A 15975-nucleotide genomic window follows, 5' to 3' on the forward strand; every position below is an offset into this window, starting at 1 on the left:
AAAGAACTAAAGTATTGTGTAAGGATTGTCATCTGAAGATAACCAATCAACAAATAAATACATGATATTAGGAAAACGAGAACGATAAGAATAAATAGCTAACCAACCGCGAGGGGAAATTAGTTCTTGAGAGAGAGTAAATTATGGAAAGCCGGATGCTTGGAAACTTGCTTGTCCGGTTTGGACGGGGGCTGATTAGTAAATAAAACAGCAAATACAAATTGCTGCATAAAACGCAATTAATCTATCCGTATTACTACTTTGACATTTAATGATTCATTAGATGTGGTTTCTGCATCGGAATTAATGGTGAAAGCTGATATTTCTAAAGATGTTACTTATGATAAATATGATTTTTTAATTATACCAGGCGGTTCTTATGTAAAAAATGTTATAGAAAATGAACATGATTCTTTACAAAAAATATTAAATATAATTAAAATATTTTCAGATTCTAATAAAATTATTGCAGCTATATGCGCAGCTCCTGCATTTTTGGGAAAATTAAATTTATTCAAAAACCATTTTTTTACTTGTTTTCCTGGATATGAAATTTATATCAAAGAAGGGAAATATTGTCCTGATAAAATGACAGTTGTAAGTGGAAATTTTATTACTTCTCAATCTCCTTGGACAGTTTTAGATTTTGCTAATGTTTTATTAAAAACATTTAACAAATAATAAATAAAAATTAATATTCTTAATTTCAACAATATATTTATTTGATTATTTTAAAATAATTTGAATAAAAAAAATAGGAAGTAGTCTTTTATATATGAATATAAATAGTTCTATTAATGATTCAATTTTTCATTCTCATAAAAAACCTAAATTAAAAATTTTAGGTTTTTCGATTGAGTTTGCTTTACTTTTATTGAGTATTTCTATAATGCATATTTGGATATCTTATGATTCTACCAAAGGACAATTTAATTCATCTTGGCATAATTTAATTTCAGTTCTCTTGTTTACTATGATTTTTGCCGAAATATTAAAAGTAATAGGTAAAAAAATACCCATATTAAAAGATATGGGTGGAGGAGCAATTTTTTGTTTATTATTGCCAGCTTTTTTATTTAATTATAATTTTTTCCCTCGTAATTTTGAAACGTCTTTGATGCAATTTCAAAGCGCATTTCGCGAAAGAATATCTTTTTTTAATAAAAATAGTAATATAGGTTTTTCTGAATTTTTTGTTGCTTCATTGGTTTGCGGTAGTCTTTTAAGTATTGATAAATTTATTTTAAAAAAAAATGGTCCTAAATTTTTATTTTTGGTTATTTTATCTTTAATTTGTTCTGGATTAGTAACAGGAATTTTAGGCATTTTTTTAAAACCTATTGGTGGTATAGATAGCGTTCCTGGTAGTCATCGTAATAGTTTTTTAGATGCTATATTTTTTATTTTTGTTCCTATTTCGTGTGGCGGTTTAACATGCGGAATTATTCCTTTGATAAAAGTGTTTTCGCAAGGAATAGTTCGTTTCGAAGATGCTTTTAAAAACCACATTATTACTTCTTTGTTAATTGGTGGTATTTTAAGTGTTATGTTTGGTGGTTTAATTAAAAAATTTTTTGGTAATTCGGAATATAGTAGTTCTGATGGTGAATTAGATAAGAATATAAATAAATTAAATACTGATAAATTTAATCATCTCGAAAATGAAAAAAAAGATAATAATTCAAATTTAAGTTTTTTAAATATGAAGATGGGTTTGTTGATTATTTTTGCTTTGTATGCTTTAAGTAGCGTTTTTAGAAGTTTATTATTAAAATTATGGCCATCTGCTAATTTAGAAAAATATGTACCTCCTACTATTATTTTTTTAGTTATTTTGGTTTTATTAATTAAGTTTTTTGATTTAATTTCGGATAATTATATTCAATATATTAATCAAGCCTCTAAATTTATTACTCAATCGTTTTCATCTTGTATTTTAGTAGTTGTTGGTATTAACATTAATATTTTAATGATTATTGATCGGATTTCTAATTTATCGTTTTTGTTTACTTGTATTATTTGCGTTTTAACTACTGCTTTAACATCGGCTATAATTGGTAATAAAATGGGTTATTATCCGGTTCAAGCTTCAATTGCTGCTGGACTGTGTGCTAATAGCATTGGTGGTGCAGGTAATTTAGCTATTCTGGAAGCTTCTGATTCTTTAGAATTATCTCCTTATGCGCAAATATCTACTCGTCTTGGTGGAGATTTAACAGTAATTGTAGCTAGTATATTTTTCCCATTATTTTACTTTATCAATTGATAAATGTTATCTATCAGTAGATGTTTTAAAAAAAATTTGGAATATTTAACTAAATTAGCTCTTATTGCTAGGGCGCCAAAGAGGCCTAAATTTCGTGCTATTTAACCAACAGCCAGAGCCGATAAACTCTGAAAGGATATGGTCGGTTTAGCAAACGAAAGGATGCCGAATTATAGCAGACCATAAAAGCGGGTTGCGACGAAAGCAAATTAGTCAAGATGATTCCGCCACCAAATAATTCGATGGAGAAGCCTACAATGGCCTAAGAAGGAAAATTGATGTAATAAGAGAACCTGTCTAGGAAGTTGCTCAAACGGACAGTCCAGAGTCTACTAATATATATAGCAAATATTGGGTAGTTTATCATATAAATAAAACCTGGAATCAGCCTCTTAAAGAGGATACTTCCCCTAAGGAATTAAGGTCGAAATTTAGCGTAACTTGGAGAATCCTAAAACTAAGTAATTAAATTTACTAATCCGGAAATAAAAGCCCGGATGGTCAAGGATAAAGCATCTTTTTAGTAGTCGTAAGGGTAAACCTAAATTTGGAATAATTTAGTTAATCGTCTTACTGTGAAGAGAGTTAATCACTCTTATAGGGCGAAAGAAGAAAGTAATTTACTATTTATTCAATGGTATCAAGGAAGGGGTTGATATATGATATCAACAACGGTTTCACTAGAAACTAAACTTTCACGAACATTGAAGAGAATTCAATATCGTTCATCGAATGGCTACTCTCTAAAAAGAGAATTACAGTAGAGAATGAATAACTTTTGTAATACGTTAACAGCATTTAATAAAATTGCTGCTAACAAAAGGGCGGGCACACTAGGCGTTGACAACGAAACCATTGATGGGATATAATCTAGGAAAACTATAAAGATACCATCAGGAATACGTCAATAATGGTTATAATCCCAAACCAGTTAAAAGAATTCTCATTCCTAGTGATAATAAAGGAACTAGACCTCTGGGGCTACCTACTATCAAGGACCGGCTAATACAAAAATGCCTCGAACAACTCTTAACTCCCTATTTTGAAAATATTTTTTCAGAATGGAGCTTGGGATTTAGAACCAAAAAATTTTGCCATGATGCAATCAAACGCGTCAAACAAAGATTTAAAGGAATTGACTACATCGTCAAAATCGACTTAAAAGGCTACTTTGATACCATCAATCATGAGATTCTCATGAGAACCTTAAATTGGTTCATCAGAAAGAATAAAGTCCTCTCAACCATTAACAAATGGTTAAAAGCCGGCTTCATGAAGGACGGAATCAAACATGAATCTTTATCTGGTTCTCCCCAAGGAGGAATCATTTCTCCCTTATTAGCCAATATATATTTACATTACATTGACCTAAAAATGGGGGAACTGATTAAAGAAGGGAAGCCGATTAGGCAGGACAACCCAGAATATAAAAAAGCATGGCTTAAGAACCAGCACCATAAACTGGGAGTTGATAGGTATATCAATTTAAATCCAAAAACAAGAGTTGAGTACATCCGTTACGCCGATGATTTTATCATTGGCATTAAAGGCGAATATGAAAAAGCTGAAGGGATTAAGAATCAAGTGGTCCAATGGCTAGAGCAAGATTTAAAACTTACCATAAATAAGAATAAATCGAAAATTGCAAAAGCTAGTAAAGGAACTAGATTTCTATCCTACATGATTAAGGTAAACCCCACCAATAAAACTCGTACAAGGAAATCCACAAAGAATTCCTTAAACGGTCAAGTTCAAATCCGGATTCCCCAAGCGAAAGCCAAAGAATACGGACATGAATATAATTGGGTAAAAGAGGGAAAGGTAAAACACGACGAAACATTAGCGGGTAGAGACGAATTAGAGATAATCCGGACCTATAAGACAATTGTTAGAGGAATTATCCAATACTTTTGTTTAGCTGACAATCTAAGTGTTTTAACCCATCTAAATTACCTAGCTGAAGATAGCTGTTTGAAAACGCTGGCAAGGAAACGAAAAACATCGATTGTCAGAGTTCGAAAGAAATTCAATAAAGGTTCAACTTGGGGTATCTCCTATATTAATAAGGGAAAGACTCAATACGAACCATGGGGCGTTTACTCCTGGGATAAAATTAAAAAAATGCGTAACTATAAGGGTAACCCGGACATTGCCATTAAGAGATTTTTATTACAGGGTCGCACACACCTAACTGACCGCCTGAAAGCGGAACGTTGTGAGAACTGCGACAAAACAACCCAACTTCAAATTCATCACATTGGGACAGTTCGCAATGCGAATCACCAAAGGATCATGAATAAAAGTACCAAGGTATTGTGTAAAGACTGTCATCGCAAGATAACCAATCAACAAATACATGATATTAAAAAGAATAAGAACGATAAGAATAAATAGCTAATCAACCGCGAGGGGAAATTAGTTCTTGAGAGAGAGTAAATTATGGAAAGCCGGATGCTTGGAAACTTGCTTGTCCGGTTTGGACGGGGGCTGATTGTAAATAAAACGGCAAATACAAATCGCCGCATAAAACGCAATTAATCTATCCGTATTAGAAACTGAGCTTTTATGTTATCCTTCCTTAGGTTTAGTTTCTATAAATAGTTGTGGATCTCATCAAGATATGAATTTTAATCTTTTTATGAAGTCTAAAGAAACTTTTGGTATTTATTTTTATCATATTTATAATTTAGTTTTATCATATAAATCATTAAATTTTCATAAATTAAGAGTATTAGGTGTAGAACAAGAAAAACGCATGTTTAAAGCGAGGGCGCCAAAGAGGCCTAAATTTCGTGCTATCTAACCAATAGCCAGGGCTGATAAACCCTGAAAGGAGATGGTCGGTTTGACAAACGAAAGAATGTCAGATTACAGCAGACCACAAAAGCAGGTTGAGACGAAAGCAAATTAGTCAAGATGATCTTGCCACCGAATAATTCTATGGAGAAGCCTGCAATGGCCTAAGAAGGGCAATTGATGTAATAAACAAACCTATCCGAAAGTTGCTTAGACGGACAGTCCAGAGTCTACTAGTATATGTCGCTTGTACGGAGTAGTTTATCAATTAAAGGAAACCTGGAATCAGCCTCTAGAAAGAGGACACTTCCCCTAAGGAATTAAGGTCGAAATTTAGAGTAACTTGGAGAATCCTAAAACTAAGTAATTAAGTTTACTAACTCGGAAATAAAAGCCCGAGTGGTCAAGGATAAAGCATCTCTTTAGTAGTCGTAAGGATAAACCTAAATTTGGAATAATTTAGTCAATCATCTTACCAAGAAGAGAGTTAACCACTCTTATAGGGCGAAAAGAAGAAAGTAATTTACTATTTATTCAATGGTATCAAGAAAGGAGTTGATATACTATGTCAACAACTGTTTCACCAGAAACTAAACTTTCGCGAACATTGTATAAAATTCAATATCGTTCATCAAATGGCTACTCTCTAAAAAGAGAATTACAGCAAGGGATGAACAACTTTTATAATACGTTAATAGCATTTAATAAAATTGCTGCTAATAAAGGGGCGGGCACACCCGGAATTGACAATAAAACCATTGATGGGATTAATCTAAGGAAAATAGAAAAATACCATCAGGAATACGTCAATAATGGTTACAACCCTAAACCAGTTAAAAGAATTCTCATCCCTAGTGACAACAAAAAAACTAGACCTCTGGGGCTACCCACTGTCAAAGACCGACTGATACAAAAATGTCTGGAACAACTCTTAACTCCCTACTTTGAAAATATATTTTCAGAATGGAGCTTTGGATTTAGAACCAAAAAATCTTGTCATGACGCTGTAAAACGCGTTAAGCAAAGATTTCAAGGAATTGACTACATCATCAAAATTGACTTAAAAGGCTGTTTCGATAACATCAATCATGAGATTCTCATGAGAACCCTAAATCGGTTCATCAGAAAGAATAAAGTCCTCTCAACTATTAACAAATGGCTGAAAGCCGGCTTCATGAAAGATGGAATCAGATACGAATCTTTATCAGGTTCTCCTCAAGGAGGAATTATTTCCCCTTTACTGGCGAATGTATATCTACACTACATCGACCTGAAAATGGAAGAACTGATCAAAGAGGGGAAGCCAATTAAGAGTAATAACCCAGAATATAGGAAAGCGTGGCTAAAAAACCAGCACCATCAACTGGGAATTGACAGTTCTCTTAACCTAAATCCGAAACCTAGAGTTGAATACATCCGCTATGCTGATGACTTTATCATTGGTGTTAAAGGCGAGTATGACAAATCCGAAAGGATTAGAAATCAAGTAGTCCAATGGCTAGAACAAGACTTGAAACTTATTATTAATAGGGACAAATCAAAAATTGTGAAAGCCAACAAAGGAACTAGGTTTCTATCCTACATGATTAAGGTAAACCCCACCAATAAAACCCGTAAAAGGAAGACCACGCGGAATTCCTTAAACGGCCAAGTTCAAATCCAAATTCCAAAGACGAAAGTCAAGGAATACGGGAATGAATACAATTGGTTAAAAAGGGGAAAGATTAAACACGACGAAACATTAGCGGATAGAGACGAATTAGAAATAATTCGAACCTATCAAACAATCGTTAGAGGAATTAACCAATACTTTTGTTTGGCTAACAATCTGGATGTCTTAACTCACGTGAATTATCTAGCTGAATATAGCTGTTTGAAAACACTGGCAAGAAAATGGAAAACATCAATTGCCAAAGTTCGAAAGAAACTTAACATAGGTTCAACTTGGGCTATTCCCTATCTTAATAAAGGGAAAACCCAATACGAACCATGGGTTGTCTACTCCTGGGATAAAATCAAAAAAATGCGTAACTATAAGGGAAATCCTGATATTACCATTAATAGATTTTTATTCCAAGGTCGTACACATCTAACTGACCGTCTAAAAGCGGAACGTTGCGAGAACTGCGATAAAACAACTCAACTCCAAATTCACCACATTGGTACAGTTCGCGATGCGAGCCACCGTAGTGTCATGAATAAAAGAACAAAGGTATTGTGTAAAGACTGTCATCGAAAAGTGACAAATCAACAAATACATGATATCATAAAGAATAAGAACGATAAGAATAAATAGCTAACTAACCGCAAGGAGAAATTAGTTCTCGGAAGAGAGTAAATTATGGAAAGCCGGATGCTTGGAAACTTGCTTGTCCGGTTTGGACGGGGGCTGATTGTAAATAAAACAGCAAATACAAATCGCTGAATAAAACGCAATTAATCTATCCGTATCTAATAATATAAATACTCATAAAGGTTTAATTTTTTCTTTCGGCATTATTTATTATATAGTTTCGTATAGTTTATTTAATAATATTCCTTTTTCCCATTGGCATTTTAAAACATGTCAATTAACTAAAGAATTACTCAAAGATTTTTTATATTTTAGTAATAAAACTCCTGGTGAAAAGATTTTTACAAAATTTGGAATTACGGGAGCGCGCGGAGAAGCTTTAGCGGGTTATTATAAAATTTTTTTTCAAGGTTTACCCTTTATTTTACGTATCTATAAAAAAAATCCTTATTTAAAATCTCAAGAATTTTATTTATGTTTGTTAATTTTTTATATGAGTATTATCGAAGATACAACTTTAATTAATAAAATTGGTCTTTCGTTTTTTAAAAAAATACAAAAAAAATCTTTATCATGGTTAAATATTTTGGAAAATTATGGGTTTTACAACTTTCAAAAAGCTATTTTATCTAAAAATGATTACTATGCAAATTATAAAATCTCTCCAGGGGGTTGTGCTGATTTATCTGTTGTAACTTATTTTTTATTTTGTGTAAATCGGTTGAATAATATTTATGAATATTGAGTTTTTTTAGTTAAAAAATATATTTTTGAACTAAAATTAATAAAAATGGAGTGTGTCAAGTGCAAAATATTCAAAAAAAAATTTATTATTTAAAACAAAATCCTTTAAGTGTGATTGTTCGCACGAAAACTAAGAATAATGCTTATAAAATTTTAAAAAATACATTAGAAAATGGTTTTCGTTTTGCCGAAATTACTTTAACTATTCCTCAAGCTTTTTCTATAATCAAAGAAATTAGTTTGCAATATCCCGAAGCAATGATTGGAGCTGGTACTGTATTAACATTACAAGAAGCTAAAACAGCTTTAGAAGCGGGAGCACAATATTTGGTTTCTCCCGTTTATAATGAAGAAATTTTAAATTGGTCTATCCAAAATGATATTTTATACATTCCTGGAGTTATGAGTGTTAATGAAATGTATTTAGCTATTCAAAAAGGTGCTTCTTTATTGAAATTGTATCCAAGTATTGCATTTACATCTCAAGCTTTATCCTTAATTCGAGATCCTTTTCCTAATTGGCCTATTTTAGCAACAGGAGGTATTAATTTATCAAACATTTTAGATTATTTTGAGGCAGGTGTATTAGCGGTTGGTATTACAGGTGAATTAGGTAGCGATCGTGATGTGGATATAGTGAATGAATCTAAAATAGCTAATTTAGCTTTTAAATATGTCGATATAGTTAAAAAAGTGATTAAAAAAAGAGGATTAAAAAATGATAAATAATAATAAATCAAAACCCATTATAAAAAGAGCCTTTTGTGGTTCTCTCAATTCTAGTGATTGTTTAGTCACTATAGAACCTAATTTAGCTGATATTATACAAATTTTCATTCAATCACCTTTTGAAAAACAATTTGGAGAACAAATGCGAACTTTAACTCTGAAAATTTTAAAAGAAAATAATGTTACTAGTTGTAAAGTGTTAATCCAAGATCAAGGCGCTTTAGAAATCGTTTTAAAATCACGTATTTTAGTGGCTTTAGAGCGTTCTAAAGTCTGATTTACTTCTACTATTATAAAATTTTTTAATTTTTAAATACAAAAAATAATATCGAGGATAAAAATGAAAAAAAATAGAAAAACCATGTTATTTTTACCTGGTAACAACCCTGCTTTATTTAAAGATGTTATTTCTTATAAGGTAGATAGTGTGATATTTGATTTAGAGGATGCTATTGCTGTTGAAGAAAAGGATGCCGCGCGCGAATTAACTCGAAATATGATTAGTTTTTTGGATTATCATAGGTTTAATATTGAAACTATGGTCAGAATTAATGCTTTTGATACTCCTTTTTATCAGAAAGATTTGGAAGCTATGGTAACCAATGAAAAATTAGATGCTATCCGTTTACCGAAGGTTGAATCAAAATTAGAAGTTTTACGAGTTATCCAAGATATCGAAAGTATTGAGGCTAAATATAATAAATCTTCTAAAATTGTTATTTTTTGCGCTATAGAAAGCGCTAAAGGAGTTTTAAATGCTCTTGAAATAGCTTTATCTTCTTCGCGAGTAGTAGGAATTGCTTTGGGTGGTGTCGATTATATGTTAAATTTGCAAGCTACTAAAACTATTAATCGTCATGAATTGTTTTTCGCTCGCCAGATGATATTGCATGCAGCTAGAGCTGCTGACATTGATGCTATTGATTGCATTTATGATAATGTTTCCGATTTGGAGGGTTTAGAAAAAGAAGCTATTTTAGTAAAAGAAATGGGTTTCAATGGTAAATCGGCCATACACCCCGATCAACTACCTATTATTAATCGAGTTTTTCAACCTAGTGTAAAAGAAATTCAAGAAGCTTTGAAAATTTTAACTTTATATAAAAAATATCGTTTACAAAATCAAGGTGTATTCGCGATTGATGGCAAAATGATTGATAAACCAGTTATAAAATATTCGGAAAATATTTTACAAAAAGCTAATATTTCGAATCCTAATATAGAAGATGAATAAAGATTTATTTGGTATTTTTGTATTAATAATAAATTCAAAATAATAAAGGATTTTAGATGATAGATTAAATTAATTTTGAATAAGTTAGAACTTTGTCGAGATATTTTATTAGTTTAATATTTGCATTTTTTGATATAAATAAACATTATTCAAAAGTATTACATTCAGAGAATATAATTTTATCGAATTATAAAAAATTATTTAAATAGTTTTTTGATTAAAAAATACTTAAGAAAATTAAGTGATTTTCGAATGGTTAATGAAAAAAGGAATAATTAAATGAGAGAAAAATTTAAGAAAAATGGAAAAAAACCAGATAATAATGCATTTTATGATTGTAAAAATAATGATAATAGTGTTGGAGTGATGACTAAAATTAAAAATAATTTAAATAATAAAGTTTTAAATTCTTTAGAAGAAGCTATTGTTAAAAGTGGTTTGAAAGATGGTATGACTATTTCTTTTCATCATGCTTTTAGGCATGGTGATAAAACTTTTCGACAAGTTATGGAAGCTATCAAAAAATTAAATATTAAAAATTTAACTGTTTTAGCTTCTTCTTTTACAAAGTCTCATGATTGTTTTATTGAATATATTAAAAATGGTATTGTAACTTCTTTGGAAGGTTCAGCTATAAGGGGAGAGTTAGGAAATGCTATTTCTGAAGGTCTCTTAACAAAACCTGTTATTATTAGATCTCATGGCGGTAGAGCACGATCTATTACTACGGAACAATCTTATATTAATGTTGCTTTTTTAGCTGCTTCAAGTAGTGATGAAATGGGTAACGCTAATGGTGTTGTAGGTGATTCTTGTGTAGGATCTTTAGGTTATGCTATTGTAGATGCTCAATATGCTGATAAAACTATTATTATTACAGACAATTTAGTTTCTTATCCGAATAATCCTATTTCTATTCCACAAATTTATGTTGATTATGTGGTTAAAGTAGAAGTTATTGGTGATAATAAAAAAATTTCTTCAGGAGAAATTCATTCTAAATTTAATCCTAAAGAAATTGTTATTGCTGAAAATATTGTTAAAGTTATTAAAAATACGCCTTATTTTAAAAATGGCTTTTCTTTTCAAACAGGTACTGGTGGGGCTTCCCAAGCATCTTTAGTAATTTTATCTGACGAAATGAGACGTAAGCAAATAAAAGCTTCTGTTTTTTTAGGGGGGATTATTAAATTAGAAGTAGATTTATTAAAAGAAGGGCTAGTTAATACACTATTAGATGTGCAGTCTTTTGATTTAGAAGCTGTTAATTCTTTAAAAAACAATCCGAATCATTTAGAAATGTCAGCTTCTTTTTATGCTAATCCCTTTATTAAAGGTTGTGCCGTTAATAAATTAGATTTTGGTATTTTAAGTGTGTTAGAAATAGATGTTAATTTTAATTGCAATGTTATTACAGGAAATGATGGATATTTACGTGGAGCTTCCGGTGGTCATAGTGATGTAGCATATGGTAGTAAAATTGCTATTGTAGCTGCTCCTTTAATTCGAGGACGAATTTCTTCTATAGTGGATCGTGTGCAAACAATAGTTACTCCAGGAAATACTATTGATGTTTTGGTAACTGATTTAGGCATTGCTGTAAATCCGATAAGAACTGATTTACTTATGTGGTTAAAGTCAGCTGGAATAGTTGTTAAAGATATTCGCGAATTACGTGACTTGGCTTATAGTATTGTGGGCAAACCATTACCAATTGATTATGATACTAATCGTGTTATTGCTTTGATTGAGTATCGTGATGGTACTTTAATTGATACTGTTTATAAAGTAAAATAAGTTATGATGTTTAGGTTTGTATAATTATTATGTTTTCTAAAATGATTAAGCAATATTTAAAAGCTAAAGAAGAAAGATATATATTACAAGGGCGCCAAAGAGGCCTAAATTTCGCGCTATTTAACCAATAGCCAGAGCCGATAAACTCTGAAAGGATATGGTTGGTTTGGCAAACGAAAGAATGTCAGACTACAGCAGACCATAAAAGCGGGTTGCGACAAAAGCAAATTAGTCAAGAAGACGCCGCCACCAAATAATTCTATGGAGAAACCTGCAATGGTCTAAGAAGGAAAATTGATGTAATATATAGACCTATCTCGGAATTTGCTTAAGCGGATAGTCCAGAGTCTACTAGTATAAGTTGTAAGTACTGAGTAGTTTATCGGATAAATAAACCCTGGAATCAGCCTCCCAAAAGAGGATACTTCACCTAAGGAATTAAGGTCGAAATTTAGCGTAACTTGGAGAATCCTAAAACTAGGTAATTAAATTTACCAATCCGGAAATAAAAGTCCGAATGGTCAAGGATAAAGTATCTTCTTAGTAGTCGTAAGCGTAAACCTAAATTTGGAATAATTTAGTTAATCGTCTTACCGAGAAGAGAGTTAACTACTCTTATAGGGCGAAAGAAGAAAGTAATTTATTATTTTATTCAATGACATCCAATGAGATCGAGAAAAAAGTCGATAAATAATGTCAATAACGGTTTCACCAGAAACTAAATTTTCACGAACATTGGATAGAATTCAATATTGTTCATCAAAAGGCTACTCTTTAAAAAGAGAACTCCAACAGGGAATGAATAACTTTCAGAATACGTCAACGGCATTCAATAGAATTTCCGCTAATAAAGGGGTGGGTACCCCTGGAATTGATAATATAAACCGTCGATGGAATTAATCTGGAAAGACTAAAAAGATACCATCAGGAATATGTCAATAACGGCTACAACCCAAAACCGGTTAAAAGAATTCTCATTCCTAAGGATAATGGAAAAACCAGACCCCCCCTTTTTTTGGTTTACCCGCCCTCAAAGATCGGCTGATAAAGAAAGGTTTCGAACAACTTTTAAATCCCTATTTTGAAAATCTTTTTTCAGCATGGAACTTCGGATTTAGAACCAAAAAATCTTGCCACGATGCCATCAAACGCTTCAAACAAAGATTTAAGGGAATTGTGATTACATTGTCGAAATTGATTTAAAAGGCTACTTTGATACGATCGACCATGAAATTCTAATGAGAACCTTAAATTAGTTCATCAGAAAGAATAAAATCCTATCAACCATTCACAAATGGTTGAAAGCCAGCTTCATGAAAAAAACGGAATCAAATACGAGTCTTTATCAGGTTCTCCTCAAGGAGGGATTATTTCTCCCTTGCTGGCGAATGTATATTTACACGACATCGATCTGAAAATGGAAGAACTGATTAAAGAAGGAAAGCCAATTAGGAAGAACAACCCAGAATATAGGAAAGCATGGCTTAAAAACCAGCACCATCAACTGGAGATTGATAGTACTATTAAACTAAATCCAAAACCTAGAGTCGAATACATCCGTTACGCTGATGATTTTATCCTCACAAAGGGACTAGGTTTCTATCCTATATGATAAAGGTAAACTTCATCAATAAAAATCGAAAAGAGAAAGCCATAAAGAATTCCTTAAATGGCTGTGTTCAAAACCAAATAGAAAGAATAAGAACAATAAGAATGAATAACTAATCAGTCGCGAGACGAAATTAGTTCTCGCAAAAGAGTAAATTAGGGAAAGCGGTGTGCTTGGAAACTTGCTTGCACCGTTTGGACGGGGGCCAATTGTAAATAAAACAGCAAATACAAATCGCTGAATAAAACGTAATTAATCTATCCGTATCTTAAAATGTTAAATCATTATCAAAAAGGTTTGTTAACTATTAATCTAAATATTCCGGGGATCATTAAACTGAAACCTTTATATTTCGAATTTTTTAATTTATTTATGAAAAATATTATAATACCTTTTTTACAAACAAAACAAATATGTTTAGGTTGTAATGATTTTAGAATATTATTTGATAAAGCTGGTTTTTATGTTAATATAATTTTGATTACTGCAGAAATAACAAAATTAATAGAAATTAAAAAAAAATTTTTAATTTTAGAAAAAACTCATATTTGTTTTCGTTTAATTGATTTAGATATTATTAATTTAAAACATGAAAATATTTCTCGAAATTTGTTTTATCCGCTTAATTCTCGATTATGTTTTATATGTTCGAAAGAAGCGAAAGTATGTGCTTTGAATAAAGCACATAACTTAAGAGAATTATTAACATTTATTGATGATATTATGATAAATTTTATTTATTCAAATAAAAAAATCTAATTTAATAAATTCAAAATAATTTGGATTTTTAGATGGATATATTATTTATTTATTGATCTGATTATTTTTTATTATAAATAGTTTTTTATTTTTTATTTATTTATATTATTAATTACAAATAAAAAAAGAGTTTTAGGAGTTTTTTTATGAAAATTATGTCTGTTAATTCTGGTAGTTCATCTTTGAAGTTTCAATTAATTGATATGGTTACAGAAAAAATGTTGTGTAGTGGTTTATGTGAGCGAATCGGTAATTTTAATTCTATATTTACTATTAAAACTTCAGATCAAATTTATAAACAAAATATAGTTATTGCTGATCATCGATTAGCTATTGAATTATTATTAAAAAAATTAATTGAATTATCAATCATTAAAGAAATTACTGAAATTAAGGGAATTGGTTATCGTATTGTTCAAGGTGGCGAATTATTTCCAAATTCTATTATTTTAACAGATGAAACTCTTGATAAATTGGAAAGTTTAAATAATTTAGCTCCTTTACATAATCCGGTTAATATTTTGGGCGCTCGTTTGTTTAAACAAATTTTACCTAAAGCTCTTCATGTAGGTGTTTTTGATACTAGTTTTCATCAAACCCTTAAAGCTTCTAATTTTTTATATGCAGTACCTTACGAATGGTATAAAAAATATCAAATTCGTAAATATGGTGCCCATGGTACTTCTTGTCGTTTTATTATTCAAGAAGCGCAACGTTTTTTAGAAAAATCTAATTTAAAATTAATTATCTGCCACGCTGGAAATGGAGTTTCTATTACTGCCGTTAATAGTAAAGGAGAATCAGTAGATACTTCTATGGGAGTTACACCATTAGCCGGTGTTCCAATGGGTACGCGTAGCGGAGACATAGATCCTGCTATTGTTGCTTTAATTTCTAGTTATGAAAATAAAACCTCTCAAGAAGTGATTAATGATTTAAATAATAAATCTGGCTTATTAGGTATCTCAGGAATTTCTAACGATTGCAGAGATTTAGAAAAAGCGATGTTAGAAGGTAATGCTCAGGCCAAATTAGCTTTAAAGATTCAAATTAAGAAAATTGTTGATTATATTGCCAGTTATTATGTAGCATTAGAAGGTATTGATGCTCTGGTATTTACAGCAGGTGTTGGCGAAAATTCCATTTTTTTTAGATCAGAAATTATTTCAAAATTAGCAGTTTTAAATATTTTTTTAGAACCAACATTAAATGAAAATGGTCCTAAATTGAGAAATATTGCTAGCAAAAATTCTATCATTCCTATTTTAATTATTCCTACTAATGAAGAGTTAACTATTGCTCGAGATGTTATATCTTTTATTTCGAATAAAAATAATGAAGCTAATATAGAGTAAATAAATAATTTTAATCCTTTTATGAGCGTTCAAAGAACTTAAATATTGTGTTATCTCATCAATAATTAGTAGCTAATAAAGCAAGAATATTACCTCCTCTTTTTATCAAATATTTCCTTATTTTTTGAATCTAAATTTTAACTTTTGAGTAGAATAAGTTCAACCCGTAATAATGACTTTATCGTCGGCGCCAAAGGAACATTAGGTGCAACATTAAGAAGATAAAAAATCAAGTCACTTAATAAGATAAAAAATCAAGTCACTTAATGGTCGGAATAATGTTAAAACTAACTATTATTAAAAACAAATTTCAGATCATGAATACTCAAAAAGGAACATAATTATTATCTTACATGGTTAAAATAAATCTTGCCAATAGTATTTAAAAAAAAC

General features: G+C 30.7%; 11 protein-coding genes and 2 pseudogenes. All 13 read left to right on the plus strand.

The features are described 5' to 3' along the window. The first annotated feature begins 261 nt into the window (after positions 1–261). The 13 genes and pseudogenes from OC698_RS01500 (at position 262) to OC698_RS01565 (ending at position 15582) form a co-directional block, all read left to right on the plus strand. Positions 262–681 carry a DJ-1/PfpI family protein gene (locus OC698_RS01500; protein WP_304512968.1) on the plus strand — a complete coding sequence of 140 codons (420 nt, stop codon included), beginning with the start codon at positions 262–264 and terminating at the stop codon, positions 679–681. A 94-nt stretch (positions 682–775) separates the two neighbouring features. Continuing rightward, a complete protein-coding gene (locus OC698_RS01505; RefSeq protein WP_304512969.1) occupies positions 776–2266 on the plus strand; it encodes a 2-hydroxycarboxylate transporter family protein in 1491 nt (496 codons plus the stop codon). A 659-nt stretch (positions 2267–2925) separates the two neighbouring features. Next, positions 2926–4660 (plus strand): annotated as a pseudogene (locus OC698_RS01510) (reverse transcriptase domain-containing protein). A gap of 139 nt (positions 4661–4799) precedes the next feature. Next, entirely contained in the window at positions 4800–5069 is a 270-nt protein-coding gene (locus tag OC698_RS01515; protein WP_304512979.1) for a triphosphoribosyl-dephospho-CoA synthase, read from the plus strand. 558 nt (positions 5070–5627) lie between these two features. Beyond that, positions 5628–7358 carry a group II intron reverse transcriptase/maturase gene (ltrA, locus tag OC698_RS01520; protein ID WP_304512970.1) on the plus strand — a complete coding sequence of 577 codons (1731 nt, stop codon included), beginning with the start codon at positions 5628–5630 and terminating at the stop codon, positions 7356–7358. A 211-nt stretch (positions 7359–7569) separates the two neighbouring features. Beyond that, positions 7570–8100: a triphosphoribosyl-dephospho-CoA synthase gene (locus OC698_RS01525; RefSeq protein WP_420887784.1), complete on the plus strand. Its 531-nt coding sequence runs from the start codon at positions 7570–7572 to the stop codon at positions 8098–8100. Between the two features lie 59 nt (positions 8101–8159). Continuing rightward, positions 8160–8828 carry a bifunctional 4-hydroxy-2-oxoglutarate aldolase/2-dehydro-3-deoxy-phosphogluconate aldolase gene (locus OC698_RS01530; RefSeq protein WP_304512971.1) on the plus strand — a complete coding sequence of 223 codons (669 nt, stop codon included), beginning with the start codon at positions 8160–8162 and terminating at the stop codon, positions 8826–8828. Beyond that, entirely contained in the window at positions 8818–9105 is a 288-nt protein-coding gene (gene citD, locus OC698_RS01535) for a citrate lyase acyl carrier protein (protein WP_304512972.1), read from the plus strand. The genes OC698_RS01530 and citD overlap by 11 nt, the downstream gene beginning before the upstream one ends. Before the next feature lie 63 nt (positions 9106–9168). After that, entirely contained in the window at positions 9169–10062 is an 894-nt protein-coding gene (locus OC698_RS01540; protein ID WP_304512973.1) for an HpcH/HpaI aldolase/citrate lyase family protein, read from the plus strand. 279 nt (positions 10063–10341) lie between these two features. Beyond that, positions 10342–11859: a citrate lyase subunit alpha gene (gene citF / locus OC698_RS01545; RefSeq protein ID WP_304512974.1), complete on the plus strand. Its 1518-nt coding sequence runs from the start codon at positions 10342–10344 to the stop codon at positions 11857–11859. Between the two features lie 693 nt (positions 11860–12552). Continuing rightward, positions 12553–13566: pseudogene (locus tag OC698_RS03205) on the plus strand (reverse transcriptase domain-containing protein); the annotation flags it as partial. A 175-nt stretch (positions 13567–13741) separates the two neighbouring features. Continuing rightward, entirely contained in the window at positions 13742–14227 is a 486-nt protein-coding gene (locus OC698_RS01560) for a citrate lyase holo-[acyl-carrier protein] synthase (RefSeq protein ID WP_304512977.1), read from the plus strand. A gap of 146 nt (positions 14228–14373) precedes the next feature. Continuing rightward, on the plus strand, positions 14374–15582 hold the full coding sequence (locus OC698_RS01565) for an acetate kinase (RefSeq protein ID WP_304512978.1): 1209 nt from the start codon (positions 14374–14376) through the stop codon (positions 15580–15582). Positions 15583–15975: the final 393 nt, after the last annotated feature.

This window comes from Candidatus Phytoplasma gossypii (assembly GCF_030586975.1).
Classification (GTDB): Bacteria; Bacillota_I; Bacilli_A; order Acholeplasmatales; family Acholeplasmataceae; genus Phytoplasma; species Phytoplasma citri.